This is a genomic window from Streptomyces sp. NBC_01003 (assembly GCF_045162695.1).
In the GTDB taxonomy this organism is placed as follows: Bacteria; Actinomycetota; Actinomycetes; order Streptomycetales; family Streptomycetaceae; genus Streptomyces.
Genome location: NZ_CP108707.1, coordinates 9908625 through 9934017, shown reverse-complemented (window position 1 = coordinate 9934017; position 25393 = coordinate 9908625). Strand labels below are relative to the sequence as shown.

Sequence of the window (25393 nt, the reverse complement as noted above, 5' to 3'; positions counted from 1 at the left end):
GATCAGCGGGCGAGCGTGACCTTGACCGGTGCGTTGGGGCAGCGGGTCGCTTTCTCGCCGAGAGCCGCTTCTCCGGACGGGTCGATGGCGAGCTGCCAGCGGACCTTCACGGCAATCCAGTCCGCTATGTAGTCGCACCGGTCGCCTTCGAACGGCGGCATCCACGTGGACGGGTCCTGGTCTGCCTTCGACCGGTTCGTCTTGGCGGAGACCACGATCAGAGAGCGGTCGTCGCCGAGATCGTTGGCGTATTCCTCGCGCTCCTTCGCGGTCCACTTCCTGGCGCCGGAGTGCCACGCTTCGGCGAGCGGTACGCGGTGTTATCCGCACCCTGACGAAGCCACCGCTGACGTCTGCGACAGCCGGTGGATGGTCCGGTTCCTCGCTGTGGGCGGTGCGTTATCCAGTGCAGTGGTTTGTCCCGCTGACAGAGATGACGTGGCGGGAGAACGCTTTGGCGACGACTCAGCGGATGGCGACTGTGGAGGGGCCGGCATGGACGGTGTCGGCCGGGGACTGCTCCGTAGTTGGCCCGGTCAAGCAGTACCTGGAGTACCTGCGATCCACGGAGTCGTCACCAAACACGGTCAGGAGCTACGCCAGGGGCCTTGCGCTGTGGTGGTCGTTCCTCGAGCGCCGCGAGAGGCGTGGGATTCGGTCGGAGCGACGATCTTGGGGTGTTTGTCGGACAGTTGCGTCGCAGGAGCGTGGCGGAGGACATCATTCAGCTCCGGGCCCAGGAACGGGCGCCTGATTCGACCGTGGCCAGCCGAGTCCGTTCGGTGATGGCTTTCTACTAATACCACGCCGCGCGAGGTGTGGAGGTGGCGAGCCGCTTGTACGAGACGGTGCCGTCCCGACCAGGCAGCTACCTGCCGTTCCTCGAGCACGTGGCGCGCAGGCACGGGCGGCGGTCGAGTGCCGTGCGGATCCGAGTGCGGGTGAAACCGGTCCCGGTCCTGCTCCCCGGACAGATGGCGGCACTTCGCCAGGCGGAGGCGGCGTGGAATGCCACCGACGCGACGTGGTCGGGATAGCTGCGCTACCGCCTGCTGTGGACCCTGCTGGAAGAGACCGGCCTGCGCCTGGGCGAGGCACTCGGGCTGCAGCACCGGGACTGGAAGACCGGGACGGGGACGACCGCTCAGGTCGAGATCTTCATGCCTCGCAAACAATCTTCGTGCAGGCAGCGCTCATTGGGAGGGGCCGCGCGAGGTCCCGGCGAGTGGCCGGCAGCGCCGCTACCCTGCGGGCCGCCTAGAACGCTTGTCCTGTCTCAGGGAAGTCCGGGCATGTTGAGGTCTTGACCTGCAGTGCCCGGACTTGATTGAGACGCTGGGAGCCGAGGCGTCTCGCATAAGTCTGGGCAGTCGCCTCGCGGGACTGACCCGGTCCGCCTGCTCAGGGCAGGAGGGGCGGCCATAGACTCCCGCGCCATGGAAGAGATCTTCAAGCTCGGCGAGATCAGCTGTCCGTCGGGGACCCTGGTCGTCATTGATGGCGGTCATCTGGGGTTGTGGAGCGGAGAGCGGTCGCCGGCGGAGATTGATCCTGCTCTCCTCGGCGTTGACAACCCAGCAATGGCCGAAGATGTCCTCAACTCGATCGACTTCGCCGCGGTCGGGTCGGATGCCTCGGCCGCGGTCCGCAGCTTCGACCGACAGCCAGGCGCGTTGCTCCATGACATCCCGGCCTCCCGGGCAGCGGAGCTTGGCACGCTGTTCGAAGAACACTACCTGGCCGTTGGCCTGGACGCTCGCTTGGAAGCGTTGCCGAGCCGCGAATCACATGCCCAACGCGTACGCCGCACCGCCGCTGACGGCGGTGGCAGCTTCCTGATGTTCGGGGTGCCGGTCGTCGCGGTGGGCGGGGTGCCCCGCGACCGGCATCTGCCGGTGATGGCTTCGCGGGCCGACCTTGGCAACGGCGTCGGACCGCGGTGGTTGGAGATATCGGTTCGGGTGAGCGATGCTCCAGTGGAATCGTCGATGCCGCTCGGTGACATCGGAGTCGACTGGGCCCGAGTGCTCTTCGGCGATACCGATGCCCTGAACTCCTGGCAGCACGACGAGCCTGTGGACGGCCTGGCCGACGTCGCGTTCTGGGGTGCTGCCGCGGACGAAGCCGCCGTGACGTTCGCAGCACCTGAACTGGGCGAACCCGGTGAGGACGGTGTCCGTGGCTGGAGCGGGCTGGCTATGCCGGAGGCGATGGAGAAGGCCCGCGCTCTGCTGAGATGGAAGGAAGAAAGCGGACGCCGCATGATGGTGGACTTTCGGCCCCATTCCCACCATTGGCAGGTGATGCGCCAGGTCCGCGCCTCCGAAGTAGAGGCCGGCACGGTAGATATCGGTGATGCTCGCCTTCTCTGCGCGATGACGAGCTGGGGAGACGGCTACTTCCCGGTGTTTGCTGACCTTGATCCATCAGGCGCCGTCGTCGCCGTGCGGGTTAGGTTCTCCGACCTGCTCGAGTAGCCCCCCCGTACGATGCCGATGCCCCAGCCGGCAGGGCCTCGACGACCCCAAAAGCCCGGACATGACTGAGACGTCAGCTCACTGGCCCGGAGATCTCCAAGAATGCCCGGACGTCAGAGGGACAGGCCAGTTGTCCTGTCTCAGATAAGTGTGGGCAGGGCGAGTCTCTGACCTGCAGTGCCCAGAGTTGCCTGAGACGCGGTGCCACGCACCTTCTCTGTGGGCACCGCAGCGTGCGTCGCTCCCCATCACCACACGAACGCGCTGGAGGCAGTGCGCAAAAGAGTGGGGGCGCTCTGGCTGACGAAAGCTGTCAACTCTCGTACGATCCCGCTTCAGGTGGGGGCGACGAGGGGGGTGCGGCCAGTGCGCCGCTTTGTGATTGCTGTGCTCAGCGCAGTCCTGGCGATGACGGTCGGTGGTTGTGCGACGGACACGGCCACGCGTCCGACGGCGCGTCAGAGCGGGATGGCCGGCTCCGGGCCGTGGCGGCCGGTGGGCCACACCGGCAACCCCGGGAACCTGTACGGCGTGGTGGCTACCGGTGCGCTAGACGCATGGGCGGTGGGAGACGACAACGACGAGCCGGTCGTCATGCGGTGGCGCGGCGGGACGTGGACGGGTGTCGAGGTACCCGGGCAGCTCGGCCTGAATAGCCTGCGCGTCGTCGCAGCCTCGGGGCCGGGTGACGTGTGGGTCTTCGGTGCCGGGGGGCTGACCGGCGGCCAGGAGTCCCGAGCGGCGCGGTGGAACAGCAGCCGGTGGACACCCGCCTGGCGTGAGCCCAACTCCTTGGTGGATGCGGCAACCGTCGCGGGGCCCGGCGACGTGTGGGTGGCGGCTCGGCGGCGGGGAGGTGACGGCACCTGTCGTTCGTTCCTCCGGCACCATACGGCTGCGGGCTGGTCGGCCGTCGACCTGCCGTCGGTGGTGTGCGTGCATGCCATGCATGCCCTGTCGCCTCGGGATGTCTGGGCCGTGGGCGAGGGCCGGGGCCGACCGGTAACTCTGCACTGGGACGGGCACAGGTGGCGCACGGTGCCGCTGCCGCCCGCGGTCGCGGGGCCAACCGGAGAGCTGCGCGGTCTCGCTGCACAGTCGCCGACGCAGCTCTGGGCGGTCGGCCGCACGGGTCGAATGGGGGGCGCCGTCGGGCCTGTCGCGGTGCGCTGGGACGGGCACAGGTGGGTGAGTGTGGTCGGCTCCGGCGTCGCCGGGAAGTTCGTCAGTGCCGCCGCCGACGGGCACGGCGGGGTCTTTGTCTCCGCATTCTCCGCGAGCGGAGACGATCTGGTCTTCCACTACGACGGCCGGAAGTGGTCGAGCGAGCATGTCGCCTCCGACCACTCAATCACCGGCCTTGCTGTCATCCCCGGCACGTCCCAGGTCGTTGCCGTGGGCGTCTGCTGCGAAGGCTACGACGAGGACACCAGTGGCAAGATCTGGATGCGCCGCTGACGATCCACGGCTGATCACCACCCGACTCGGACGCATCAACAGATCACCAAAGGTCTGCGTCCTTGCAGCCCGCCGCACTCGTCGCCAACCCATGGCTTCCCCGCCGCACACGCCCCGGAGCGGACCGTACCGCCACTGACTCCGGGCAACGGTCTCCATCAGAAAGGGCAGTGATCTCCCAGGCCAGGATGCCCAGAGAAGACTGAGACACCGCATCCTTTGCCCAGACTTCCGCGAGACGTGGCCCCAGTTGCCGAGAAAACTCCGAGACTCCCCACACTTGGCTGAGACAGGACAACTGGCCAACTGCAACGCTCAGCGGCCAACTAGAACTGTGACTGAGCGCCCTAGTTGGCCCGCATGGCCAGACAGGCGCTCAACCGGTTCCGGGCCGCCGCCACCCTGAACTAACGGCCAACGGTGCTCCAGTCGGCCGGGGCAAGCGGCACCGTGCGGCCGGCAGCATGCTCGCGGAGGCGCCGGGTCAGTTCCGGCAGGTCGTAGGCGGGAAAGCTCACCTGGAGCAGGCGCAGGCCGAAGTGGGACGGTCTGTCCTCCTGGAACATCGCCGCGTCCGTCGGCTTGATGTTCACGTCCCAGGCGTCCGGAGCAGCCCAATGCGTCATCCGCACGTAGAAGGCATCTCGCGGGCCGGCGTTCGCCACGGCCTCAAGGAGACCAAGGCCGCTGTCGACCGGGAAGTCGATGAGCATCCAGCCTCGGCGGGACTCCACCCACTTGGCCATGTGCGGCAGCTTCTCCGGCCAGTCCGCGTTGCTCTCGGTCAGGTCCTGACAGCACGTGAAGGTGTCGAACCCGCACTCCCAGATTATCTGGATCGCGGGAGCGAGCTGTTCATCGATCTGAGCGTGCCGGCTACCCACCCGAACGAGAACGGTGGGGTGCGTGCCTTCGTGAGACGTCATCGCAGGAGCATAGAAGCCGGGGTACGACATCGATGCATCGCCGGCAGAGTTCCCCTCGATGTACGCCGCCCGACCCGCCCATCTGTAGGCACCGCTGGTCAGGGCCGCCGCGCTGCCTACAGATATCTGGGACGGGACACTGCGGGCCACGTAAGCCGCCCAGTAGGGCCAACAGAGCACTCAGGGGCCAAGTAAAACGCTCAGGCACAACAGCTCCCATGACTGAGCACTCCAGTTGGCACCGCACGCCAAGTAGCGTGCTCAACAGTGCAATTGGAGTCCCGCGTGGGCAGCTTCTCGCGTGCGTCCTGCCAACCCGTCGTAGCTTATGACCGGCCGATCAGGCAGGGGGAAACACGTGAGCTGGGTACCGTGGGCGATCAGCAGCATGGGCGCCGCGCTTCTTCTCATGGCCGCGCTCGGACACTGCGCGAGTCCCGACGGGCCTGCCGAAACCATCCGCACCCACCGCATCTACCGCGTGCGCCTGCCACTCGTGATGGGCTGGATCTTCCTCGTGGGCTGGCTTCCCCAAGCTCTCCACACCCCGTGGCCCGTGGCGACCATCTGCCGGCTGATCGCCCCAGCGCCAGCGGTCCTCATCTTCTTCGCTGCACGACGCCGCGCACTCTGACCACCACGCTGCGTCCCTCGAAAGGGTAAGCGCCAGCTCAACGGCCTCCACGGAACCCGTGCACTGACAAGTCGAGCGCTTGCGGTGCCAAGTCAACTACCCGGTCGTGAACGACCGGGCTTGCTGCTCGAGTCATCACTGGCTGTGATGGGTTCGGCTGCGTCCAGTTCTCACGCGATGAGGGTGAGTTCAGGGGCCGTTGACCGGGCCCCGCAGACCCACGCCATCCAGCCGCGTTGGCGGATGTTGTGGGACGCGTTGTGGTCTGCGTGATCAACGAATCCGCAGACCCTGCACGAGAAGACGGCCTGGGAGGGCCGGTTGACGCGTGCGGTGTGATGACACTTCGAGCATTCCTGGCTGGTGTACGCCGGATCAACGTGCACCACCGGCACCCCTGCCCGCTTCGCCTTGTAGGCGATGAACGAGCCGAGTTGCGCGAACGGCCAGGAGTGGAGCGTGGCGCGTTGGGGCTTTCTCAGCCGTGCCCGCGCGCGAATGCCCGTGAGTGTCTCCAGGGCGATCCCGCGACCGGTGCTCCCCCAAGCTCTCGGCTGCGCTCGAGCAGGGAGGTGCCCCCCTGCCTCCGCCACGATCCGCTTGCTGATCTTGTGGTTGATGTCCTTGGCGCGCCGGGCTTCCTTGCCGCGTGCTTCTTCGCCCGCCGCTTGGCGGACTTGGTGTTCTTCTTCTGCAGCTTGGACCGCATGTTGCGGTCCTGTTCCCGCTTGCGGTTGATCCGCCTGCCGCAGTGGCACTCGCCGTCGGAGGTAGTGGCGATGTTCACGATCCCCGGGGCCTTCCCCGTGATCGTGGACACCGGTTGTCATGCGGCGGTGGCCAGCGTAGTTGATCGCTGTTCGTAGGTGATCGGGCTGATCTGGCCGAGGCGGGAGTGCCGTCGGCGGGTGTTGTAGCGGGTCGCCCAGCGGAAGACTGCGAGGCGGGCCTCGCTGGCCCCGTTCCACCGCTTGCGGCCCTGGAGCGTCTCGCGCTTCATGGTCGCGTTCAGACTCTCCGCGGCGGCGTTGTCCGCACTTGTGCCGACCGCGCCGCGCGATCTGGTCACGCCCAGCTCCGAGCAGACCTGGGCGGACTCCTTCGACACATATTGCGCCCCGTTGTCGCTGTGAAATATCGCCCCGCGCAGACCGTCCCCGCCACGGGCCCTCGCTGCGGCCCTGAGCGCGTCGGTGACCAGCGAGGTCCGCATGTGGTCGGCGATCGACCAGCCCGTCAGGCGTTTCGAGCACAGGTCCAACACCGTTGCCAGATAAAGGAATTGGCCGTTGCCGATCGGGAGATAGGTGATGTCTCCCACGTACTTGGTATTCGGCTCCTGGGCAGCAAAGTCCCGCTGGAGCAGGTCCGGCACCGGTGTCGCTGACGGCTCGGGAATGGTGGTGCGGACCTTCTTGCGCAGGTGCAGCCCGACGATGTGGAACTTGCGCATGACGCGCTCGACCCGCTTGTGATTGACCGGCCGCCCGGCCTCCTTCAGCTCGGCCGTGACGCGCGGAACCCCATAGGTGCCGTCCGATTCCTGATGGATCCGGTTGATGTGCTCGGCGAGCTCGGCATCCGCTCTCGCCCGGCCGGCCCGCACGGATGCGCCAGCCAGCCACCGGTAGAAGCCGGAACGCGAGACCGCGAGTATCCGGCACAGCCGCTTGACGCCGAAGGCGCCACGGTGATCCTCGACGAACTGGAAGCGGCTGCTCACCAACTGGTCTCCGCCGCAAAATACTTCGCGGCCCTCCGCAGGATCTCCCGCTCGAGCTCGAGTACCTTCACCCGTGCCCGCAGCTGCCGGTTCTCCGTCTCCATCGCGGTGACCTCCACCGCCCCGGGCCGGGCACCCTGCTCGGCATCCCGCACCCACGTGCGGAGCGTCTCGTGGTTGACGCCCAGGTCCTTGGCCACCGACGCATACGTCCCACCCGGGCTCGAGTGATACAGCACGACAGCATCGGCCCGGAACTCAGGCGAGTACTTCGACGTCCCCAACGGGAACTCCTGTCCTATGGATCATCACGATCCAATGATCAGGGTGTCCACGCTCAAGGGGAAACGCCCCCCAGGTCGACGCCGAGGAATCCGGCCGGGTGGGTGTTCGGGGCGCCTTCGGGGATCTCGCAGGTCGCGATCAAGAACCATTTCCCGCCCTGGCACACCAGATCGGACTCACCCCGCCGGTGCGCGGCCAGGACTTCCAGCTGCTCGGCCTGCCCGGTGAACGCCACGTTCTTCAGCCGGCCTGCCGTGCTCCAGATCGACACCGTTTGCTGCTCGTGCTGCCAGGACAGCATCCGATCGTCGTACGGCTGCGCCGCCTCGGACCGGAAGACCACCGACTTACCCGAGGCGCGAGTGTGCCGCCTCGTGCCGGGCCGTCCGTACCGTCCCGCCCGGAGGTTTGCCTTCAGGGTGGTGTAGGCGTCACACGTCTTCTTGATGGCATGTTGGGCGGCCTGCGCGCCCAGTCCCCACCTGGCCCGGATCTCGGCATAGGTGTGCTTGCGGAGCTCCAGCGGACGTCGCGCGTTTTCCTCGAACGCGACCTGGGCGGCCCACGTGGCGGCCTCGTTGCAAGCGTGCAGGGTCGCCTCAAGTGCCGCCGCCTGTACGGGCGTCGGCAGCAGCTTCACCCGCACCACCAGCTTCACGATCAGCGAACCTATACACCTGGACGAAGACCCACCACACGTTCGCCCCCGCCCCGCCCCTCCCCCGCGCACACCGCCGTAGCCCCGTTCCGCTGGAACGCCTCCCGGCCTCTCCGCGGCCGTCATGGCCTGCGGCACGTCACGGCGACGCTCCGCGTCGCACCCCGTGGATGCGATTCCACCCGGGCGTGAACGCCCGGGGCTCCTCGCAAGAACCCGCTGAAGTGCTCAAGTGCCAGCTAGTGCCGCATCAGGCAACGTCCGCCCCGTTGTGAGGTCCTGCCTGTCGACGGATTCGGCCGCTGGCGATAATCGACCGATGGCCATCATCGAACGCCCTATGCCGCCCCTGAACGCCGACGAGCGCACCACGCTCGAAAGCTGGCTCGACTTTCATCGCACCACCCTCGCCATGAAGTGCGAGGGCCTGGACGACGAGAAGGCCGCCGTCGCATCCGTGCCGCCGTCCGCCTTCACACTGACCGGCCTCGTCCAGCACATGGCGGAGGTGGAGCGGAACTGGTTCCGCCGAGTGTTCGCCGGAGAACAGGCCCCGCCCATCTACGGCTCGAAGGCCGACCCTGATGGCCCCGACGGCGGCTTCGAGCTGGCCGAGGGCGCCACCCTGCGCGACGCCCTGGCCACCTGGCACGCGGAGATCGCCCGCGCCCGCGAGCACTGCGCCGACCGCGCTCTGACCGACACCGGCCGCTTCATGGAGCAGGACGTCAGCCTCCGCTGGATCTACGTCCACATGATCGAGGAGTACGCCCGCCACAACGGCCACGCCGACCTGCTCCGGGAACGCGTCGACGGCACCACCGGCGTATAGCGCTTCCGGATCAGGCAGTGTTGGCCCGCTCGACGACGGCGCGCGGGCGCCGGTCGTCGGCGTGGCGGTTTCGCCAGATGACGTAGCGGCGGATCATGCTGCCCTGTTCCTTGTGGTCAGCGTGGTCCGTGCCGTCGAGCGTGAAGTAGCGCAGGGCCGTGAACTGGGCCTCGATCCGGTTCGACCAGGAGGAGTTCGTCGGGGTGTAGGCGACTTCGACGTTGTTCGCCGCCGCCCAGGTGCCGACCCGCTGGCACTTCTTCGCGGTCAGGTGCGGGGAGAAATTGTCACAGACGATGGCGATCCGCACCTCCGTTGGGTAGAGCGTGCGCAGGTAGCGGCAGAACTCCAGGAATTGAGTGCGCTTCCTCTTCGACCGCAGTTCCTTCAGCAGCACCGCGTGGAGCCGGTCCCACACGCCGGCCTCGTTCCAGGCGGCCAGGCGCCGCCAGCAGGTCATGCCTGATCCGAAGCCCAACTCCTGGGGCAGGTACTCCCCTTGGACGCCGGTGTGCAGGACGAACAGGATCCCGCAGAACGCTTGCCGGTCCGGTACCCGCGGTCGGCCCTCGACCAGTTTCGGGCCCGGCTTGGGTAGTAACGGCTCGATGAGCGACCACAGTTCGTCCGACACGATCCATGGCCGCGACTGACGTTTCCCCATGAACAGACCAACGACCCGACGAGCCAACAGTCGCGTGATCAATAACTTATGTCAGAGCCAGTAAGGTGCACACTGGGGATGGTGGTTCGGCCGCTGGTGAACGCCGATCCTCCGGCAGGACCCGTCCGTATATCCTCCGGAGATGGTTGATCAACGCTCGGTCGACGTTGGCGGGGTCCGGCTGGCCTATCAGATATCGGGTCCGCCGGATGCTTCGCCGCTCGTCCTGTTGCACGCTCTGGGCGAGGATGCCACCGACTGGGACGCGGTTGTGCCCGCCCTCGCCAGGGGTCGACGGGTGTATGCCGTGGATCTTCGCGGTCACGGCCGAAGCGACTGGCCGGGGGACTACTCGCTCGAACTCATGCAGGCCGATGTGCTCCGGTTCCTGGACGCACTGGGACTTGGCCCAGTGGATCTGATCGGGCACTCCATGGGCGGGATCGTGGCCTACCTGCTCGCGGAGGGCCATCCGCAGCGGGTGAGTCGGCTCATCCTGGAGGACGTTCCAATCCCGCGTCCCCGGGAGCGGGCCACCCCGACCAGGCCGGACGGCGCCATGACCTTCGACTGGGAGATGGTGCTGGCCGTCAGGCGGCAGATCGATGTGCCTGACCCCAGGTGGCTGGAGCGACTCAGCCAGATCACCGCCAAGACCCTCGTGCTCGCCGGAGGCCCACACAGCCATGTCCCCCAGGACGGCGTTGCCGAGCTGGCTCACCGCATCCCCGGCGGGCGAGTGGCCACCATCCCGGTCGGACACCTGATCCACCACGCAGCGCCGGAGGCGTTCACTGAGACGGTTTCGGCGTTCCTCTAGGAGAACTTCCGTCCTGCCCGCCAACCATGAGCGCGGTCACAGGCCGTAACGCGCGGAAGGCCGCACGGGTTCCTCGAGTGTGACCAAGAAGTGGACCCGTGCGGCCTTGTCCCATCCTGCCTTCACAGGCGTCTCGCGTGCACATCTCGGCCGTTTGATCGAGGAGTTGGCCGGGCCGTGGCAGTCCCGGCGGGAATCGGCATTGCATCAGCGGCGGGGCGGGAAGCGTCCCCGTGCCGCCGGGGCGGGTCTCAAGCACAAGCTGGTGTTCACCGACCGGGTGCTGGTCGCGCTGGTCCACCTGCGCACTCAGCTCCCGCACGCCGCGCTCGCCGAGCTGTACGGGGTCGGTCGTTCCACCGTCACCGACGGCCATCGGCGAGATCCGCCCGCTGCTCGCCGCCCGCGGCTTCGCAGTCCCCGACCAGCCCGGACTGCGACTGCGACTGCGAACATTGGCCCACGTGTTCGCCTACGCCGATGCGGAGGACGTGATCTTCCGGATCGACGGGACCGAGACCCAGGTCCGCCGCCCGAAGGCCCACCGCCCGGACCGCTGGGCGTCGCCGTCGGCCGCCCATGTGTCGACCATCCGGTCCCAGTGCCGCACATTGAGCGTGCGGAAGGAAATGGCACGGTGGTGCGGACGGCTCACCTGGGACTGGTTGAGCGGATGGAAGTCAACTACCCGGTCGTGAACGACCGGGCTTGCTGCTCGAGTCATCACTGGCTGTGATGGGTTCGGCTGCGTCCAGGACTCACGCGATGAGGGTGAGTTCAGGGGCCGTTGATTGGGCCCCGTAGACCCACACGTACCACCCGCGGTGGGCGATGTTGTGGGACGCGTTGTGGTCTGCGTGCTCAACGAAGCCGCAGACCCGGCACGCGAAGACGCCCTGGGAGGGCCGGTTTCCGCGTGCGGTGTGATGACACTGGGAGCATTCCTGGCTGGTGTAGGCCGGATCGACGTAGACGACCGGCACCCCTTCCCGCTTCGCCTTGTAGGCGATGAACGAGCCGAGTTGGGCGAAGGGCCAGGAGTGGAGCGTGGTGCGTTGGGGCTTTCTCAGCCGTGCCCGCTCGCGGATGCCCGTGAGTGTCTCCAGGGCGATCCCGCGACCGGTGCGTTCAGCCTCCGCCACGATCCGCTTCGAAATCTTGTGATTGATGTCCTTGGCGCGCCGGGCTTCCTTGCCCGCATACCTCTTCGCCCGCCGCCTGGCGGACTTGGTGTTCTTCTTCTGCAGCTTGGACCGCAGCTTGCGATCCTGTTCCCGCTTGCGGTTGATCCGACGCCCGCAGTGGCGCTCGCCGTCGGACGTCGCGGCGATGTTCACGATCCCCAGGTCCACCCCGAGGAACCCGACCAGGTGGGTGTTCGGGGCGGCTTCGGGGATCTCGCAGGTCGCGATCAAGAACCATTTCCCGCCCTGGCACACCAGATCGGACTCACCCCTGCGGTGGCCGGCCAACACAGCCAGCTGCTCGGCCTGCCCGGTGAACGCCACGTTCTTCAGCCGGCCTGCCGTGGACCAGATCGACACCGTTTGCTGCTCGTGCTGCCAGGACAGCATCCGGTCGTCGTAAGGCTGCGCCGCCTGGGGCCGGAAGACCACCGGCTTGCCCGAAGCCCGGGCGTGCCGCCTGGAACCGGGCCGCCCGTAGCGGCCGTTACGCAGGTTCGCCTTCAGGGCGGTGTAGGCGTCACACGTCTTCTTGATCGCGTGCTGGGCGGCCTGCGCGCCAAGCCCCCACCTGACCCGGATCTCGGCATAGGTGTGCTTGCGGAGCTCCAGCGGGCGACGCGCATTCTCCTCGAACGCAACCTCGGCGGCCCAGGTGGCGGCCTCGTTGCAGGCGTGCAGGGTCGCCTCAAGTGCCGCCGCCTGTACGGGCGTCGGCAGCAGCTTCACCCGCACCACCAGCTTCACGATCAGCGAACCTATACACCTGGACGAAGACCCACCACACGTTCGCCCCCGCCCCACCCCAACGAGCGAAACCCGCCCCGACCCTCCCCCGCGCACACCGCCCTAGCCCGGCTCCGCCGGAACGCCTCCCAGCCGCTCCGCGGCCCGTGATGGCCTGCGGCACATCACGGCGACGCTCCGCGTCGCACCCCGTGGATACGATTCCTCCCGGGCGTGAACGCCCGGGGTTCCTCACAAGAACCCGCTGAACTCCACCCGGGTACCGCGGCCATCCCTGTTCAGGCGCTGCAGCAGATGCCGGGCGACGTTGTGGCGGCGCACCTGCAGGCAGGCGACCTCCAGCTGCGCGAGGCTCTTCCTCGACGGTGAGTCCTTGCCCTCAGCCCAGCGCTTCAGGGTGCAGTCGGTGACCTTGAGGCCGGCCTCGCGCGCAGCGGCACGGGCAGGGTCGGTGCGGGTGAGGTAGTGCAGGCGGGCCAGCATGCCGCGGCGCTGGGTGACGGGTGTGGCGATGAACCCGGCGAGCTGGTCGAGCTGGCGGGCGACGGCCTCGCGCCCCCGTCAGCCGCAGCTACAGCCCGTTGCCGCCGCTGTCGCCCGGGTGGGCTGGCTGGTGCAGCAGACGTCGCCCGCGACGTCAGGGTCCGCGCTCTTGCCGAGGGTGTCGGCGTCGGCCTTCACGAGGTAGACCTCCCAGGGCTCCTGGCCGGGTCGGTGCACCGAGAACTTGTCCTGGAGGGCGTAGCAGCAGGAGGTGTCGTTCTCCCCGAAGTCGGCCAGTCCGGCACTCTTCAACCGGTCGGTGGCTGCATTCACCTGCTCCGTGGACTCGACTCCACGCCGAGGTGGTCAAGGCCGGTCTTCTGCCTGGGCGCGGCCTGGTGCCGGCCTGCGGGCCCCGGTCGGTCGTCCAGCCGGGGCCCGGGCGGCCGGCGACGCCGTCGGCTGTCCCCCGGTCAGTCCGTGCGCTGCTGCGGTTCGGACTGCCCGGTGTCGCTCTTGGTGAGAGCCGTGCGCGCGGCCTGCAGCAGTTCTTCTGAGAGCGGGTTGCCCCGGGTGGCGCGGGCGAGGACGAGGGCACCGACCATGGTGCAGAGCTGGGCCATGCCGTCGCCGTCGCCGGTGGCCAGCCGAGCGGCGCGGTTCCGTACCCCGTTGATATAGATGTCGCGTGCGCGGGCGGCCTGGTCAGGCTCGCGCCCCAGGTCAGCGGCGAATCCGGAGACGGGGCAGCCGTCTCCAGCATGATCGCGGTGCCAGACCGAGAGGTAGTCCTCGATCAGCGTCCGGCGGGCGGCCTCGCGCTCCGCAGCGTGCTCCTCGAGCGCCACCGCCGAGTGTGGCGCCCTGTGGGCGAAGGCGTGGGCGATGGCCTCGTCGACCAGGTCCTCCTTTGAGGCGAACTGCTTGTAGAACCCGCCATGAGTGAGCCCGACGGCCTTCACCAGGTCGGCGACGCTGACCGCGGTGCCTTTCTCGCGGAACATCCGGGAGGCGGTGGCTACGACGCGCTGCCGGTTCTCCTGTGCTTGCGCCTGGGACACGCGGCCCATGGAATCACTTCCTCGAATAGATGTTGCTTGCCATCTATCCTAGCCTCCGTTTAGATTCATAACGACATCTATTTGAGGTCGGCGGGATCGCCCGGCAGCAAGCAGGGCCCTGCGCTACCTCCCACCGTCTGAGGCCGACGGCCTCCGGCCCGGCCATCGCAGAACCACCGACAGCACTGGAGACCCCTGTGCCATCACCACCCACCGAGTCCTCGACGCCCGCGGCGTCCACGCCATCCGCGCCGCTTGCCCAGCGGCGAAGCGTTTCCGAGGCGGTCCACCGCCGGCGCTGGGCCATCCTGACCGTGCTCTCGTGCAGCCTCCTGGTGGTGATGCTGGACAACTCGATCCTCAACGTGGCGATGAAGACCATCGCCCAGCCCGTTCCCACCGGACTCGGCTCCACCCAGGCCCAGCTGGAGTGGGCGGTCAACTCCTACACGCTGGTCTTCGCCGGACTGCTCTTCACCGCGGGTCTGCTGGGTGACCGGCTCGGCCGCAAGAAGGTGCTGCTCTTCGGCATGGCCGTGTTCGGCGCGGGATCCGTGCTGTCCGCGCTGTCGGACTCCTCCGGGCAGCTCGTCGCCTTCCGCGCCGTGATGGGCTTCGGTGGCGCCTTCATCCTGCCCGCCACTCTCGCGATCATCATGAACGTCTTCGAGCGCGAGGAGCAGCCCAAGGCCATCGGCATCTGGACCGGTGTGGTCGGTTTCGCCATCGCCGCCGGCCCCATCGCCGGCGGCGTTCTGCTGGAGCACTTCTGGTGGGGCTCGGTCTTTCTGGTCAATGTGCCGATCGTGGTCGCCGCGATGGCCGCGATGGTGGCGATCGTCCCCGACTCCAAGGACCCCAGGCCCGGCAGGCTCGACCCGTTCGGCGTGCTGCTGTCGATCGTCGGTCTGGCACTGCTGGTCTACGGCGTCATCAAGGGCGGCCAGCTGGGCGACTTCACCCGGCCCGAAGCCTGGGCGACGATCCTGGGCGGCCTGGCGGTCCTCGCCGGCTTCGTGGTGTACGAGGCCCGCAGCGGCCATCCGGCCCTCGACGTCACCTACTTCCGCAACCGGCGGTTCTCCGCCTCCGTCGCCGCCATCGGCCTGGTCTTCTTCGCCCTCATGGGCGTCACGTTCTTCAGCGTCTTCTACAACCAGAGCGTGCGAGGCTACAGCGTCCTGCAGTCCGGTCTGCTCGTGCTGCCGCTGGCCGCCTCCCAGATGTTCTTCGCCCCGCGGGCCAGGCTGGTCGTCAACCGCTTCGGCGCCCGAGCCGTATGCGCCGCCGGCCTCGTCCTGACCGCCGTGGCCTTCGCCGGCTTCCTGCTCCTCGGCCAGAACACCCCCATCTGGGTGCTGGAATTGCTGTTCTTCCTGATGGGCACGGGGATGGCCCATGTGATGCCGCCCGCCACCGTCATGATCATGTCGTCGCTGCCGCGGGAGAAGGCCGGCTCCGGATCCGCGGTCAACAACACCTTCCGGCAGGTCGGCGGGGCCATGGGGGTCGCCGTGCTGGGGTCCCTGCTGTCCACCACCTACCGCAACGGCATCGACGGCCACCTGGGCATACTGCCCGCCTCCGACCGGCACGCCGCAGGAGAATCAGTCCAAGCGACCCTGTCCGTCGCCGAGAAGCTGGGACCGGCCGGCAGGGCACTGGTGCAGCCCGCGCACAGCGCCTTCATCCACGCCATGCACATCACCGCCATGGGGTCGGCAGCCGTCGCACTGGTCGGCGCGGTCGTCGTGCTGCTCTTCCTGCCGGGCAAGGACACCGCAATGGCCGCTGGCGGTGATACGTCCCAGCGCCAGACCGTCTGAGCCCAACGGTGATCGCGAACCGTCCCGCGAGACGCCGAGGCGACCGCCCGGCGGGGACGTTCCCGCAGTGCCGCCGCGGACACCCCCGTCATCGAGACCGCGCTGCGGCTGCTCGCCGACAGCTCCACTGACGCTCTGATCACACCTCAACCCAGTTGTTCCATTACTCCGAAAGAGATCGACTGATGATTGCCGACAACCTTGTTCTCATCCCCGGTGCTGGCGGCGTGGGCCGTTCGGTCTTCGAGCAACTGCGTGCTCAGGATGTGCCGGTGCGTTTCATGGTCCGCCGCGAGGACGAGCGTTCGGCTGAGCTACGGGCGCTCGGCGCGGAGGTCGTCATCGGCGACCTGACCCGGCCCGAGACGGTGGCGGCCGCGCTGCAGGGCGTGACGCGGATGTACTTCGCGATGCGCGTGTCTCCGGACCACCTGCTGGCGGCGACCGTGGTGGCCTCCGTTGCGAGGGAGTACGGGAAGCTGGAGGCCCTGGTCGACCTGTCGCAGATGACGGTGTCGCAGATGACCACCACCAGCACCGACGAGTCGCACCAGCAGCGGCTGCACTGGCTGGCGGAGCAGGTACTGAACTGGTCCGGCCTGCCCGTGGTGCACATCCGGCCGACGGCGTTCTTGGACACACCCCTGTTCACCACGATGGCGGCGCGCTCGATTCAGGAGAGCGGCACGATCGCGCTGCCGTTCGGCACCGGACGCACCTCTCCGGTCGCCGTGGACGACGTCGCCCGGGTCATCGCCACCGTGCTGCGCGATCCGGCTTCGCACATCGGGCAGATCTACGAGCTGACCGGGCCCCGCTCGGTCGACATGACGGAGCTGGCCGCGGAATTCTCTTCGGCGCTGGGCCGTCCGGTGTCCTACGTAGACGTGCCACTGGAGCGGTGGGAGGCCCAGCTCCCGAAGCTGGGGATGCCATCGCATCTTCAACAGCACGTCGCCACCATGGCCCATCTGCACCGGCACAACCACTACGACCGCACGGCCGACGACGTCGAGCGCGTGACGGGCGTCCCCGCCCAGTCGATCGAGGCGTTCGTGGCCGCCCGCAGGGACTTCTACCTGGGCTGAGCTGTCCCGGCCAGGGCCGGCCCCGGGGCGACTGCTGCCACGGGGCCGGCCCTGTGCCGTGGCCTCAGTGCGGCTGACAGGATTTGGCCCCATGGCCTCATCCCTATCAGGTCGATCGCCACGGACCCTTGACGCTGGTATCCGGTCGTCGCACCACGTTGGGACAATTGCTGAAGTTCGCGCCGATTCAGGCTCGTCCGACGCCGTTGGTGTCAGGCACTGGTGTCAGCGGCCGAGCGCAGCCTTGACAAGAGGACGTGGCAGCCCGTCAGTCGGTGACCCTGCAGCGAACAGCCTGCTCTCCAGTCGCATCACCAAGTTGCTGGGCGATCTCCGCAGCGATCAGATCCGCCAACTCGGATACCTCGCAACCCTCGACGTCGACGTACCAGGTACCGGCAAGCTCCCAAGAGACACTGACAGTGGCCTTATCAACGCGAAAGACCAACGCATCGCTGTCGTCCACGATCTCGCGTTCCAGAGACCTCGGCAGGAGGTAACTGGAGAGGTTGCCAGCGGGTACGTCGGGCCAGTCGCTGCCGCTCTCAGTGCTGATCGTGTACTCAGGGAATAGTCGCATCCTGCCAGCCTGGTCGGGCTTACAACTCACCCCAACCCACCACTCGCCCCAGCTCCCATCCCGTCCTCCGTCGACCCACACTCCGCGGAACGGGCGTGGTTCATGACGTCCAGTTGGAGCGCGCCACTGTACGAACAACCTTGACGCCATCGACCGCGACTGGACGGCTTTGCCTGGGGCGACGGCAGACGGGATAGGAGCCCTCCACGCTCCCCACGACGGGCTGGCAGTCGCGTACGCAGGGCTGCGGCTGTAGTCCACTTCAGAGGGCGGTCGCCTCGCCGAGCGAGTCGAGGCCGGATTCCCGCGCCCCAGTTGATTGTCCGCCAGACGGTGGTGCTGGTCTCGACTGTGGACACTCCGGTCGGCCCGCGGAGTGCAGCCGTTGAGCTGTGCAGCGCACTGCAGGGTGCGCCGCGTAGAGGGCACCCTGCCCGTACGCGCTCGGGAGTTCGGGCGTCTGGCCTCGTAGGTTGCCGAGCACGGCACTCTGCGATGAGGCGCTGTCCTCGCGCTGGAAGGCCCGCCTGTCGAAGTGGGGCGTCCCCACGCTGCTCGCCGTCGTCTGCGCGCACCCTCGAACTCCCCGACACACCGGCCGACTTGGGTCGCGACGGCAGCGGCGCAGGGTTGCGCGGCGCGACCGAGCCGTTGTGGGTCGGCCCGTCCGACGGCGTCGAGGCCCGCTCGATGCGGCGCTGTCTGCGGCCGGCCGCGAGCCGTCCGGCCTGATCGGTGGCCACAGCCATCCCGTGACCGGTGAAGAAGGTTTCCAGCGCGCGGGCGAGGGAGCCCATCGAGCGTCCCGAACGACGAGAGCGTTCGAGTAGAGCCTGCGGGTGGTTGGGCTGCTCGTCCAGGAGAAGTCGTCCCAGGGAAGTGATCATGGTGCAGACACGGCTGACCAGTACTCGGCGGCGAGATCAGCCGCGAAGTCCCGCAGCCAGTCCGGGGGTTCACCGAGTTCGGCGATCAGGCCTCTCCGCTCGTACGAAGGGCCGTTCGGGATGACGCTGCCGACAGGTTGAGCACAGTCCCCCCGGCATGCCGTCGCACGCGGCCGCATTCGCGGCAGGGCCGGGGCGGCTGCTTGGTCTGGCGGGGACGCGAGCAGTGCCCGCACCAGCCGGTGCATGTTGAAGACCGGGAAGAAGATCGGCCGGTTCGAGGGGATCGCACAGCGTTGCACCACGCGGCGAATCGGGTGGCGACCTCGCTCACCGGCCCTGGCTCTCAGGGCCCGAACGGCGCCTCCATGCGCGTCATGCTTCTCCGTCCCAGGTAGGACGCGTCCCGCACGGCTCAGGCTTCCCGACCCGTGGACACCGTCTTCACCTGCGTGAACTCTTCTGCCAGGGTGATCACTTCATCCTGCAACCATTGTGCCGAGGAGTCGCGATGAGCCGCCGCGCATCCAGACAACGTGCCGCCACCCTGTCCGCCCTGGTCTGCCTGCTGGCCGTGACCGCCGCCGCGCCCGCCGCGCCGTCGGCGGCGGACCGCCCCGCGAAGAAGCAGCAGGAGAGCCTGCTGGACGCCGTGCCGAAGTCCAAGGTGCTGCGCGTGTGCACCACGGGCGACTACCGCCCGTTCACGTACAAGGACCCCACGGACGGTTCGTACAGCGGCATCGACATCGACATGGCCCAGGACCTCGCGAAGAGCCTGGACGCCAAGGCCCGTTTCGTGGACACCACATGGGCGAATCTCACGAAGGACCTGGCGGGCGGGAAGTGCGAAATCGGCGTCGGCGGCGTCTCGATCACGCTTCCCCGCGCCCGCCAGGTGTACTTCAGCGAGCCGACCCGCGAGGACGGCAAGACGCCGATCGTGCGCTGCGCGGACAAGGACAAGTACCAGACGCTCAAGGACATCGACCAGGCCGGGACGACCGTGGTCGTCAACCCGGGCGGCACGAACGAGCAGTTCGCCCGCGCGAACATCAAGCAGGCCACCATCAAGGTCCACCCGGACAACACCACGATCTTCGACGAGATCGTGGCGGGCCGGGCAGACGTGATGATGACCGACGCGAGCGAGACGCTCTACCAGGCGAAGCTCCACCCCGAGCTGTGCTCGGTCCACCCCGACAAGCCGTTCACGTTCGCCGAGAAGGCGTACGCGACGCCGCGCGGCGACAGCGACTTCCAGGAGTACGTGACCCAGTTCGTGCATCTGGCGACGCACGACGGGACGTACGCCAAGTACGAGACGGAATGGATGAGTTGAGCCGAGTCGCGCTCTACAGGAGAGTGGGCGTGAGGTCGAGGGCCCGCCCTGCGGTCGTACGGGCCCTCGACCCGGGCGACCGTGTCGATCACCTCGACCGATTCCACCAACACGCCCTCGACCGAGGAAAACAGCAACTCGTTCAACTGCGGCAGTACGTCGTTCACGGCGAAGGAGTGTCGACCACACCACCATCCAGCCAGGCGATTTTCGGGCGGACTTCAGTGGTCGTAGGCGGTCAGTGCGCGCATGACTGGCTGGCCGCGTAGGAACCTGGCTCCACTCATCAGGCCCCCTTGGAATCGATCATCTAGGGACCGGGAGGCGCTCTACCGGCGGACCGCCGAGATCAGTCCGCCGGGCCGCTCCTCGCGCTGCGGCGGGGTGCTGATCGGGCGGCCGTAGGCGGCAGCGCACTCGCGCAGGGTGTGGCTGTCGGCCTCCCAGCCGTGCCCGACCAGCCAGCCCACCGGGTCGTCGGGCATCTCCGAGACCCACATGGACGCCGCCGATCCCGGCGCGGCGTCCGCGCCGAAGCGCTCGATCACGCCGCGCGAGCCCAATGTCAGCCCCATCCGACTTCCTGCCGCCGACTGTGTGCTGATCCGGGCCAGCAGTAGCTCCACCGCGTCCTCGGGCAGATAGATCAGTAGTCCCTCGGCGATCCAAGCGGTCGGCACGGCCGGGTCGTGCCCTGCGGCGGCCAGCGCGCCTGGCCAGTCCTCACGCAGATCCACCGGGACGGTGATCCGCTCGCAGCGTGCGACGGCCCGCTCCTGGCGCAGCACCGAAGCCTTGAAGTCCAGTGGCGCGGCGGTGTCGACCTCGAACAGCCGGGTGCCCTCGGGCCAGTCCATCCGGAAGGCCCGGCTGTCCATCCCGGCGCCGAGCAGCACGACCTGCCGGACCCCGGACGCGGAGGCCTCCTGCAACAGGTCGTCGAGGAACTTCGTCCTGATGACGATGGAGAACGACACGGCCAGCCGACGGCGTCGCGCGGCCTCGTCATCGGGCGGCGGCGAGGAGGGCCACAGGCCGCCGGCGGTGGCGAAGGCCTGTGCCAGTGGGTCGCGGAACAGCGCGTTCTCCCGCTCGGTCTCCAGCGCCCGCACCCTGGCCACCCCCACCGACGTGGCCCACACTCCGGACGGCTGCACCCGCTCCTGCCCATCAGTCACCGCGCCAGCCTAGATGATCGATCCAAGGGGCCTGATGAGGGGAGACAGGTTCATGCGTGGCCAGCCAGTCATGCGCGCACGGACCGCCTGCGACCGCTAGAACCACCATTAGGAGAAGATCAACAGTCACCCCGTGTACGCGACCACACGAAGTGGGCCAGAGCCTGAGTCGCGACGTCGTTTCGACGCGGATTGGGGAGTCGCACGCTCATACGGACAGCCGATGTACGCGAGAACGGGAGTCACCCCGCGCATCCGGCCAACGGCTCAACCAATCGCCTGGTGGGCCACGGCCTCCATCAGGCGAGGGATTCTCTGAGGGACCGTCACCAGATACTCGTACACCAAAGACATCGGCGCGATCACACGGTGCTGGGCGTCCGAGCCGACGACGTCAACCACCAGCTCCCAACCCGTCGGCAGTGCATCGTCCAGGCGTGCCCGGCAGGCGCCTCCATACGTCTCCAGCAACACCACCGTGACGAACGCGGACAGGTCTGTGTGCAAGGCAATCCAGTCCTCCGCCTCGAACTCGTCCAGCGGCAGCCTCTGCACGTAGCCGTCCAGGACGCCGACCGCGCTCAGTGGGTCAGTGTCGAATTCGAGCGCAGCCTCCGCGCCGCCGAACTGCTCCACCAGCCCCCGGACCGCTGGCCGACAGCCGCTCATGAACTCGTCGATGTCGATCACAGCCCGAGTCTGCCATGCAGATTCAGCCCCCTTGCTCTCAACCCGGAGGGGAGCGAGCGATGGCCACACCCGGCGTGCGAGGAAGACCGCAGTGACTCCCGAACTCGATGACATTGATCAAGCGATGGAGCCTCGCAGTGACTCCCAAAGTTGCGTCAGAACGACTCCCTCTACCGCGTGCACAGCCAGTCACGGACATGCGCCCTGCACACAGAGTGTTGCCGTCAACTCGCTTCGACGCACTCTTCAACGACGGCGCAAAGCCGCCGAATGAGGCTCAGGTAGGAGGCGGGGTCCGTGGTGTCCTGCATGTGAGACGCACCCTGGAGCCACTGTTGCCACAGGGCGCCGGGGGCCAGGAAACGGGCAGCTTGGTCGCCCTTGAGATTCAGGTCGATGAACAAGAGAGCGCCCATGGCCACAGTCTGGTCGTATGCAAGGTCGGGTCGCCGAAGGTAGCGATCCAGGTAGGCGCCCAGCAGATCGGCGTCGCGCGGCGTTCCGAAACTGGCCAGGGCCACGCAGTAGGCCAGGCCAGCACAGCAGACCTCGCTGGCCAGCAGGAGCTCCCCCAGGCGCTCACGGAACTCGGTCCGGCGGGAGACGACCACGAGCCACGCCGCAGTTCTCCGCTCGCGCCACCCGCCCTCAAGGAGGGTGGCGATCTCTTTCGCGGTGATGACTCCGGCGTCCTCGCTCAGCTGTCGCAGGAATCGGTCGTACGCAGGACTCTGCATGCGCAGCAAGCTGCCGCCGAGCTTCATGTAGCGCCGCTCGGGCGTGACGTAGCGGCGAACCAAGGCCAGCAGTTCGGGATCCTCGTGGGCATGGCGTATCACAGGGCCGATCCTGCCTCTCTGGTGCGCAACCAAGCCACCCCCGTTTGACGTTGCGCCGCTCGGCGACGGAGAGGGGCGCGGCTACTTCAGCGCCTCGGCACAGAGCGGGGGGACTGTCCGACAACTGCTCAAGGGCCAGGCCGGTTACTCGTCCAGTTCATGAGCGAGCGCGGCGGGGACGGGTTCGCCGTCCTCGACGTTCCCGCCGGGCAGCGTGTACTGGTCCTGGCCGTTCTTGGTGCGGCGGACCAGGGCGACTTCGTCCCCGCGGAAGGGGACTGCGGCGACGCGGATCTTGCCAAGCGGCACCCCACGAGTCGCCTGGGTTTCGGCATACACGAGACGGCCCGGCCGATGACTTTCGTGCAATCCGCCCCCACGGCATCACGCGTAGGTGTTTCAGATTCTGAGGCAGCGGCACGGTAGGAGATTCCGGCATCCTGCAGAGCCCGATGCAGTTCCCCACCGCGGCCGGTCGTTGGCAGCGCTTCGGCTATCGCCGAGCGGACCTATCCCGGTGCCGGATTCTGGTCAACCGTGAAGGTGCGCTCGAGGTGCACCCGGCGGGTGACACCCCGCTGGTCTCGGTGCTGGACTCCTTCGCTTGAACTGCCTTGTGAAGGCGCCTACATCATGGGCTCTGGCCGTGTAGCAGCAAAGGTCCACACCTGCATCCGGACGCCGTACTGGACCAACTGACCGTCGGGCTACAGCGTGTCGGCCGCAGGGAATGACCGGCCCACCCAGCTCTGCCACGAGGCCGCGGGGCTGCCGGCCTGAAGATCCGGAGGTTGGTGCCCGGCGCCCGGGGGCTGACAGCCGGGTGCCGGGGGCATGGCTCAGACCAGATCCTTCTTGTAGAAGATGCTGGAGCGGCGGTCGCCCTCCAGGCCAGTAGCGAAGCCGATGAAGAGGCGGGCCTCGCCGGCGTCGGTGCGGTAGATAGCCAGGCCCTCGGGCTCGCGGTGGTGGAGGGTGGAGCCGGCCTTGGTGAGGACGGGGCCCTGCTTCACGGTGCCCGTGTTGATGTCGATGCTGGTGACGTAGGTGTTGCCGTCGCCGGTGGGGGTGCCGTCGCCGGGGTATGCGTCACCCGTCAGGAAGTACATGTACGAGCCGTAGAGGGTGTAGCCCTGTGAAGTGCCGGAGATGGTCGGCTGCTTGAAGTCGACGAGCGGCGAGCCGAAGCTGCGCGTCTCGAAGGCCGAGAGAGGGTACACGGCGATGCGCTTGCCGGCGCTGGTGTGGTAGCGCACGATCATGCGCTGGTAGACCGGGTCGACGGAACACGTGTACTCGCCGGCTCCGGAGATCGGCCGGAAGGCGGCCGAGGCGGCCGGCGAGCCCAGGGTGGTGTTGGCGGTGTAGCGGATGGGGGCGAGCGCGGTGCCGTACCCGCTGGTGTTCGTGGCGCACTCGATCCACAGCTCGGTGCCGGAACCATCCGGCAGTGCGGCGAAGGCGACGCCGTGGCCGAAGCCGTTGAGGTGCATGTACGAGATGTAGTTCCCGTCGAAGTCCATCTTGTTGATGCACAGGTCACCGGCGGACTCGGCGCTTCCATCCCGCTTGGTTGCCACGAACAGGAACTTGTTCACCCAGTCGAAGGCGAAGCTCTGCTGGACCCGCGGACCGTGCAAGTCCTTGGACCGGAACAGGTCGTACGACGGCTGCGTGAGATCGAACCGCTTGGTGGTGGCCACCGCGGCGGAAGCGGTCTGCGCGCCGGCGCCGAGACCGAGCGCGGCGAGCGAGGCGCCGGCACCGGTGCGTATGAGTCCGCGGCGCGAGAGAGGGAAGCCAGGGGTGCGGCTCATGGGGGCTCCAGAGGCAGGAGTGGAGGACAGGGGCATGTGATGCTATCCGCCGCAGGTGGTGACGTGCCGGGTCCCGGTGGGCAGTTGAGTGTCCGATGACCCGGTGGCCCACCGCGAAGATGCCGGTGCCCGCCGTAGTGCCCGGCGGGCCGGGTGCAGCGCAGCACGCCTTCGGGCTGCCAGGAGCCGGTCGATGAAGACCAGTTCGTACTTCGGCCCGGCCCCCGCCTCCCGCCTCCCGCCTCCCGCCTCCCGCCTCCCGCCTCCCGCCTCCCGCCTCCCGCCGACGGTCGCCCTCACGTCGCCCGTGACGCCCGGACTCGCAGCGCGCCACCCAGCGCGGGGCGAGTTCCGCGGCCAACTCGCCTATATGTTGGCGCGACAGCCCGCAGAAGGCAGGATGGGACATGGCCGCGCGGGCCTGTTTGATCGTCACACACCGGACAACTTGCTTGGCCGTCTCTATGTCCCCGCCCCCACCGACCAAGATCAGTCGCAGGTCGGCTCGTTAGGGTCGGAGGCATGACGACACCCCTTGCCGGCAGTGCCTTCGACTCGCTCCGCCTCGACGCCGTGCCCGACCAGGAGGCGTTGCGCCGGGCGTACGAACTCCCCAGCGACGCGGCCGTGCGCAAGCAGATGACCGAACTCACCGAGCACACCCGGCGGTTGATCGGCTGCTCATCGCTGGTCCTGGTCGCCAGCGCGGACGCCGAGGGCAACTGCGACGTTTCCCCGCGCGGCGGCCCCGCCGGGTTCGTCGCCGTCCTGGACGCACGGACGGTGGCGATACCGGACGCGACCGGCAACAAGCGTCTGGACACCCTGCAGAACGTCATCGCCACCGGACGGGCCGGGCTACTGTTCGTCATCCCCGGGCGGACCACCACCCTGCGGGTGAATGGCCGGGCTGTCGTCTCCACCCGCCCGGAACTGCTGTCGCAGCTGACCGCCGTGGGCAAGCCACCGGCCAGTGCGCTGGTGCTGGGGATTGAGGAGGTCTACCCACACTGCCCCAAGGCGCTCCTGCGCAGCGGGGCCTGGAAGCCGGAGCAGTGGCTGCCGGCGGACGCCCAGCCGACCTCGGCCGAGGTGACGCTGGCCCAGCTGCGGATGCCGGAGCTGACGATCGCCGACATCGAGCAGGCGGAGGCGGACTCGCTGAAGTACCGGTACGAGTAACGGGCCGATGTG

22 protein-coding genes and 7 pseudogenes are annotated in these 25393 nt (G+C 68.0%); 11 read left to right on the top strand and 18 right to left on the bottom strand.

What is annotated here, in order from left to right; genetic code table 11:
- Window positions 1-2: 2 nt before the first annotated feature.
- A pseudogene (locus OG698_RS45760) lies at window positions 3-308 on the bottom strand (HNH endonuclease family protein); the annotation flags it as partial.
- Window positions 309-433: 125 nt separating this feature from the next.
- Here OG698_RS45760 and OG698_RS45755 point away from each other — a divergent pair.
- The 3 genes from OG698_RS45755 (at window position 434) to OG698_RS45745 (ending at window position 3935) form a co-directional block, all read left to right on the top strand.
- Window positions 434-754: a site-specific integrase gene (locus tag OG698_RS45755; protein WP_406111651.1), complete on the top strand. Its 321-nt coding sequence runs from the start codon at window positions 434-436 to the stop codon at window positions 752-754.
- Between the two features lie 682 nt (window positions 755-1436).
- Window positions 1437-2477 (top strand): hypothetical protein, encoded by a 1041-nt coding sequence (locus tag OG698_RS45750; protein WP_406110207.1) that lies wholly within the window; start codon window positions 1437-1439, stop codon window positions 2475-2477.
- 564 nt (window positions 2478-3041) lie between these two features.
- A complete protein-coding gene (locus OG698_RS45745; protein WP_406110205.1) occupies window positions 3042-3935 on the top strand; it encodes a hypothetical protein in 894 nt (297 codons plus the stop codon).
- A 407-nt stretch (window positions 3936-4342) separates the two neighbouring features.
- On the opposite strand, the gene OG698_RS45740 is transcribed toward OG698_RS45745, so the two are convergent.
- Window positions 4343-4861, bottom strand: a complete 519-nt coding sequence (locus OG698_RS45740) for a hypothetical protein (protein WP_406110203.1) — start codon at window positions 4859-4861, stop codon at window positions 4343-4345.
- Window positions 4862-5219: 358 nt separating this feature from the next.
- Here OG698_RS45740 and OG698_RS45735 point away from each other — a divergent pair, with 358 nt between their 5' ends.
- On the top strand, window positions 5220-5495 hold the full coding sequence (locus tag OG698_RS45735; protein WP_406110201.1) for a hypothetical protein: 276 nt from the start codon (window positions 5220-5222) through the stop codon (window positions 5493-5495).
- Between the two features lie 170 nt (window positions 5496-5665).
- Here the strand turns inward: OG698_RS45735 and OG698_RS45730 are convergent.
- The 3 genes and pseudogenes from OG698_RS45730 to OG698_RS45720 all read right to left on the bottom strand — a co-directional run.
- Window positions 5666-6288, bottom strand: a pseudogene (locus OG698_RS45730) (RNA-guided endonuclease InsQ/TnpB family protein); the annotation flags it as partial.
- A gap of 33 nt (window positions 6289-6321) precedes the next feature.
- Window positions 6322-7502 (bottom strand): IS3 family transposase gene (locus OG698_RS45725; RefSeq protein ID WP_406110199.1). Its coding sequence is split into 2 segments (ribosomal slippage): window positions 6322-7235 and window positions 7235-7502, totalling 1182 coding nucleotides; the frame shifts between segments, so codons are not numbered across the junction.
- A gap of 53 nt (window positions 7503-7555) precedes the next feature.
- Window positions 7556-8161, bottom strand: a complete 606-nt coding sequence (locus tag OG698_RS45720; RefSeq protein WP_406110197.1) for a hypothetical protein — start codon at window positions 8159-8161, stop codon at window positions 7556-7558.
- A gap of 319 nt (window positions 8162-8480) precedes the next feature.
- Here OG698_RS45720 and OG698_RS45715 point away from each other — a divergent pair, with 319 nt between their 5' ends.
- Window positions 8481-8993 carry a DinB family protein gene (locus tag OG698_RS45715; RefSeq protein ID WP_406110195.1) on the top strand — a complete coding sequence of 171 codons (513 nt, stop codon included), beginning with the start codon at window positions 8481-8483 and terminating at the stop codon, window positions 8991-8993.
- A 10-nt stretch (window positions 8994-9003) separates the two neighbouring features.
- On the opposite strand, the pseudogene OG698_RS45710 reads toward OG698_RS45715, so the two are convergent.
- Window positions 9004-9354: pseudogene (locus OG698_RS45710) on the bottom strand (transposase); the annotation flags it as partial.
- Between the two features lie 12 nt (window positions 9355-9366).
- Window positions 9367-9657, bottom strand: a pseudogene (locus tag OG698_RS45705) (transposase); the annotation flags it as partial.
- A 142-nt stretch (window positions 9658-9799) separates the two neighbouring features.
- Between OG698_RS45705 and OG698_RS45700 the strand changes: the two are divergent.
- Together OG698_RS45700 and OG698_RS45695 are read left to right on the top strand one after the other, a co-directional pair.
- On the top strand, window positions 9800-10477 hold the full coding sequence (locus OG698_RS45700) for an alpha/beta fold hydrolase (RefSeq protein ID WP_406110193.1): 678 nt from the start codon (window positions 9800-9802) through the stop codon (window positions 10475-10477).
- A gap of 79 nt (window positions 10478-10556) precedes the next feature.
- Window positions 10557-10793 (top strand): annotated as a pseudogene (locus OG698_RS45695) (IS5/IS1182 family transposase); the annotation flags it as partial.
- 156 nt (window positions 10794-10949) lie between these two features.
- Here the strand turns inward: OG698_RS45695 and OG698_RS45690 are convergent.
- The 5 genes and pseudogenes from OG698_RS45690 to OG698_RS45670 form a co-directional block, all read right to left on the bottom strand.
- Window positions 10950-11132: a hypothetical protein gene (locus tag OG698_RS45690; protein WP_406111788.1), complete on the bottom strand. Its 183-nt coding sequence runs from the start codon at window positions 11130-11132 to the stop codon at window positions 10950-10952.
- A gap of 103 nt (window positions 11133-11235) precedes the next feature.
- Complete coding sequence (locus tag OG698_RS45685) at window positions 11236-12408, bottom strand: RNA-guided endonuclease InsQ/TnpB family protein (RefSeq protein WP_406110191.1); 1173 nt, start codon at window positions 12406-12408, stop codon at window positions 11236-11238.
- A 246-nt stretch (window positions 12409-12654) separates the two neighbouring features.
- Window positions 12655-12969 (bottom strand): annotated as a pseudogene (locus tag OG698_RS45680) (transcriptional regulator); the annotation flags it as partial.
- Window positions 12970-13274 (bottom strand): annotated as a pseudogene (locus OG698_RS45675) (glyoxalase/bleomycin resistance/dioxygenase family protein); the annotation flags it as partial. It lies immediately after the preceding pseudogene.
- 90 nt (window positions 13275-13364) lie between these two features.
- On the bottom strand, window positions 13365-13961 hold the full coding sequence (locus tag OG698_RS45670; RefSeq protein WP_406110189.1) for a TetR/AcrR family transcriptional regulator: 597 nt from the start codon (window positions 13959-13961) through the stop codon (window positions 13365-13367).
- Between the two features lie 188 nt (window positions 13962-14149).
- Here OG698_RS45670 and OG698_RS45665 point away from each other — a divergent pair, with 188 nt between their 5' ends.
- Together OG698_RS45665 and OG698_RS45660 are read left to right on the top strand one after the other, a co-directional pair.
- Complete coding sequence (locus tag OG698_RS45665; protein WP_406110187.1) at window positions 14150-15778, top strand: MFS transporter; 1629 nt, start codon at window positions 14150-14152, stop codon at window positions 15776-15778.
- Between the two features lie 185 nt (window positions 15779-15963).
- Complete coding sequence (locus OG698_RS45660; protein WP_406110185.1) at window positions 15964-16866, top strand: NmrA family NAD(P)-binding protein; 903 nt, start codon at window positions 15964-15966, stop codon at window positions 16864-16866.
- A 268-nt stretch (window positions 16867-17134) separates the two neighbouring features.
- Here the strand turns inward: OG698_RS45660 and OG698_RS45655 are convergent, their stop codons facing one another.
- Window positions 17135-17446, bottom strand: coding sequence for a hypothetical protein (locus OG698_RS45655; protein ID WP_406110183.1), 312 nt, complete (start codon window positions 17444-17446; stop codon window positions 17135-17137).
- A gap of 1398 nt (window positions 17447-18844) precedes the next feature.
- Between OG698_RS45655 and OG698_RS45650 the strand changes: the two genes are divergently transcribed.
- The gene (locus OG698_RS45650; RefSeq protein WP_406110181.1) at window positions 18845-19675 is read left to right on the top strand and encodes a transporter substrate-binding domain-containing protein; all 831 of its coding nucleotides are present in this window, start codon (window positions 18845-18847) and stop codon (window positions 19673-19675) included.
- A 329-nt stretch (window positions 19676-20004) separates the two neighbouring features.
- Here the strand turns inward: OG698_RS45650 and OG698_RS45645 are convergent, their stop codons facing one another.
- From OG698_RS45645 to OG698_RS45625, 5 genes are all read right to left on the bottom strand, one after another.
- Window positions 20005-20817 (bottom strand): class I SAM-dependent methyltransferase, encoded by an 813-nt coding sequence (locus tag OG698_RS45645; RefSeq protein WP_406111649.1) that lies wholly within the window; start codon window positions 20815-20817, stop codon window positions 20005-20007.
- Between the two features lie 303 nt (window positions 20818-21120).
- Window positions 21121-21543: a hypothetical protein gene (locus tag OG698_RS45640; RefSeq protein WP_406110179.1), complete on the bottom strand. Its 423-nt coding sequence runs from the start codon at window positions 21541-21543 to the stop codon at window positions 21121-21123.
- Between the two features lie 224 nt (window positions 21544-21767).
- On the bottom strand, window positions 21768-22382 hold the full coding sequence (locus tag OG698_RS45635; RefSeq protein WP_406110177.1) for a DUF6000 family protein: 615 nt from the start codon (window positions 22380-22382) through the stop codon (window positions 21768-21770).
- Between the two features lie 144 nt (window positions 22383-22526).
- Entirely contained in the window at window positions 22527-22691 is a 165-nt protein-coding gene (locus tag OG698_RS45630) for an NUDIX domain-containing protein (RefSeq protein WP_406110175.1), read from the bottom strand.
- A 530-nt stretch (window positions 22692-23221) separates the two neighbouring features.
- Window positions 23222-24199: a teichoic acid biosynthesis protein C gene (locus tag OG698_RS45625; protein WP_406110173.1), complete on the bottom strand. Its 978-nt coding sequence runs from the start codon at window positions 24197-24199 to the stop codon at window positions 23222-23224.
- Window positions 24200-24721: 522 nt separating this feature from the next.
- Between OG698_RS45625 and OG698_RS45620 the strand changes: the two genes are divergently transcribed.
- Window positions 24722-25381, top strand: coding sequence for an MSMEG_1061 family FMN-dependent PPOX-type flavoprotein (locus OG698_RS45620; RefSeq protein ID WP_406110171.1), 660 nt, complete (start codon window positions 24722-24724; stop codon window positions 25379-25381).
- Window positions 25382-25393: the final 12 nt, after the last annotated feature.

Coding starts and splice junctions, on each gene's coding strand:
- OG698_RS45625 (WP_406110173.1), bottom strand. CDS start 24,199: ATGAGCCGCACCCCTGGCTTCCCTCTCTCGCGCCGCGGACTCATACGC.
- OG698_RS45700 (WP_406110193.1), top strand. CDS start 9,800: ATGGTTGATCAACGCTCGGTCGACGTTGGCGGGGTCCGGCTGGCCTAT.
- OG698_RS45750 (WP_406110207.1), top strand. CDS start 1,437: ATGGAAGAGATCTTCAAGCTCGGCGAGATCAGCTGTCCGTCGGGGACC.
- OG698_RS45655 (WP_406110183.1), bottom strand. CDS start 17,446: ATGCGACTATTCCCTGAGTACACGATCAGCACTGAGAGCGGCAGCGAC.
- OG698_RS45650 (WP_406110181.1), top strand. CDS start 18,845: ATGAGCCGCCGCGCATCCAGACAACGTGCCGCCACCCTGTCCGCCCTG.
- OG698_RS45660 (WP_406110185.1), top strand. CDS start 15,964: ATGATTGCCGACAACCTTGTTCTCATCCCCGGTGCTGGCGGCGTGGGC.
- OG698_RS45620 (WP_406110171.1), top strand. CDS start 24,722: ATGACGACACCCCTTGCCGGCAGTGCCTTCGACTCGCTCCGCCTCGAC.
- OG698_RS45755 (WP_406111651.1), top strand. CDS start 434: ATGACGTGGCGGGAGAACGCTTTGGCGACGACTCAGCGGATGGCGACT.
- OG698_RS45715 (WP_406110195.1), top strand. CDS start 8,481: ATGGCCATCATCGAACGCCCTATGCCGCCCCTGAACGCCGACGAGCGC.
- OG698_RS45740 (WP_406110203.1), bottom strand. CDS start 4,861: ATGACGTCTCACGAAGGCACGCACCCCACCGTTCTCGTTCGGGTGGGT.
- OG698_RS45670 (WP_406110189.1), bottom strand. CDS start 13,961: ATGGGCCGCGTGTCCCAGGCGCAAGCACAGGAGAACCGGCAGCGCGTC.